The organism is Leifsonia sp. NPDC058248, from assembly GCF_042881905.1.
Lineage (GTDB): Bacteria > Actinomycetota > Actinomycetes > Actinomycetales > Microbacteriaceae > Leifsonia.
The window spans coordinates 1-2,399 of the sequence record NZ_JBHVXB010000020.1; the positions used below are offsets into that span (position 1 = coordinate 1).

Genomic DNA, 2,399 nt, shown 5'->3' on the forward strand with positions numbered 1-2,399 from the left:
TGGATATACCCGCCCCTGTAGGCCGTGTTGGTGGAGGTCACAGTCACATTCGGAGTCACGTCGGTTCGCGTGATCTTGATATTGGCGGGGGTCACATCAACCTGAAAGGACATCCAGGTATTAGGGACTGGTGCAGCAGTCGCCGCAGTGGCTAGCTGCGTACCGCTCGTAACTCCCGCAGTGTGAGTGAAAATCTGCATGTCCCCATTACCTCTAAAGGCCATGTGGTATCCGCCCGCGGGGTTGGCTGCACCAAATTGGTAGGTCGAGTCATCGGCCTTACCGAAAGCAATACCGGCATGCTCATTCGTGGGAACAGTCCCAGTGAACTGCATGTCGAAAGTGATCCGGTACCCGTTGGTTGGGAAGTCTGGGATGGAGCAAGAGCCGATCATTACGGCATCACCGGTTACGTCCATAAAGGCGGCTCCGGTGCCGTCGTACTTGAGGTCACGAATACCGGAGTAGTAGGTGCGGCCCATGTCGCCAGGCGCCTTAACCTGCGTCGCCCAATTGTCTTTCTTGAGGATCTGCTTAGTGGACGAAACCCATTTGTACTGAGCGCACATCATGCCCCACACGCCGAGGCCGGCGAGGGTGTCCCGCTGGCTTCTGCGGTGCACCTCCCAACAAATGACCTTCTTGCCATCGGGGCGGCTCGTGATCTGCTGGATACGAGACGAAGCCATGGTGTGCGGGACGCCCCAAATATCGATGTTGGGTCCGTACGTTGCCAGTTCAGCGTCAGTCGTGGTGTCGTCCACGTAACCCCACGTGGTGAATCCACGAGCCTTCATAGTTGAGAAGGTTGGAGACTTGTAATAGTTCTTCCAGACCACGGACTGATTGGCGGTTGGGTAATACGTCTGCAAGATCGACTGCACGATGGGGGCCGCTTCATTCGACTTCGCTTCGAGAAAAATAACGACCTTGCCTAGAAAGCGGTCGAGTACGTCACGCAGGTTAGGAAGTGGCTGGGGAGACCAGCCGTTACCTAGGATCTGCTTAGGCTGCACGGTGACAGCATTGAAAAGGCTTGCGTACACCCAGTCAGAGACAGGTCCCGTGACGTTGGTCGTACGGTCTAGGTTCTGGTCGTGGACACAGACGGGAATGCCGTCTGCCGTGACATTCACCGAGACCTCGATGGCGCGTACGCCCGAGGTGAGTGCAGCGTCATAGGCTGCCATCGTGTGCTCTGGGAATTCCATACCGCTGCCGCGGTGGGCGATGTAGGCAGGCGCCGGCATGGCCAGGAAAGCGGCCACAGTGGCCGTAGGCGGACCCGAGGCCGGAATGAACTGCGCTGGCACCAGACCGTCAGTGCCGAGCGGGACCAGGCCCCCAGGGGCACCTATGCGGGAGTTGATTTCACTGACGGCTGCCGCCTTGGACCCGTGGGGGTCAAGGGCTGACAAGTGGCTAGCAAGACGCTCACCGATGTTCGAGGCGGTGATAGCCGTCTTGATGCCCCCACCGAAATCCACGTACAGCTTCTCAGGGCTAGGATCGGGGCCGAGGAACGGGGGGATCATTCCGTACTGATCGGCTGTGATGACCGTAATCGGAGTACCGTCAGGCATCATCAGGTCAGTAATCCGGGTAGCTCCCGCAGTGGGGCCATCCCAGATAGTTCCCGTGATGGTAGGAACTCGAACGCCGGAGGCATCCTCGGCCACGTCAGCGGCAGTACCGCCGAAAAGATTTCGTGCCATGTGCTCTCCTATCGTTAGAGTTCAGCCGCCTCGTACACGCCAGAGACAGTCATGTATCCGCGTCGCGGAATCATTGGCATTCCGTCCATGCCCTCGCCCGCGGACCACTTTGAATCCATGTAGAGCCAGGCAACGGAGGAGTTCGATCCTCGGTTGACCTTGGCGAGGATATTCACGAAGTTCGGCATGTCCGGGCTGGCACCGGAAACGTTGTTGTCGAGATGGCCAGAGAAGACGGCACCGATCTGCCCGCTTGCCGGCACGGGAAGGGTGATCCCGCACGTCCAATTTCCTTGGGTGAGCTTCGCGTCCCACCATTCCAAGTTCTGGTAGTACGCGGTGAACCAGACAGTATTGGGGGCTATCCACCGCCAACGACCCTCGCGCCACCGCGACGGCGGCGTATTGATGTTTACGATCTCAGGCGCGTAATACTTCGAGCGGCCCAGGTCCCTAGTGATTACGTACCCGTCGCGGCCCTTGAATGCCTCGTACTGATTGTCTCCGCCATTAACGTCCAGGTCATACACCATGGAACCGTGGGGCATAAGAGCCGCAGTGTCTTTGGTGTTCCATGGAGATGCGATAGGCGCAGGCATGTTGAAGCTCAAGCGGCTATCGAGAGACACGGAGGCATCCTGAGCCGCCACGTTGACTTCATAGAGGGGAAGTTCCCAGAGACCA

At 58.4% G+C, this 2,399-nt stretch carries 2 protein-coding genes; both read right to left on the bottom strand.

Annotation, left to right across the window (positions count from 1 at the left end):
- A partial coding sequence (locus ACFVV5_RS19075; RefSeq protein ID WP_387247263.1) for a glycerophosphodiester phosphodiesterase occupies positions 1–1,715 on the bottom strand: 1,715 nt, incomplete at its 3' end.
- Positions 1,716–1,729: 14 nt separating this feature from the next.
- Positions 1,730–2,399 (bottom strand): hypothetical protein (locus tag ACFVV5_RS19080; RefSeq protein WP_387247265.1); only part of this gene is annotated, 670 nt, incomplete at its 5' end.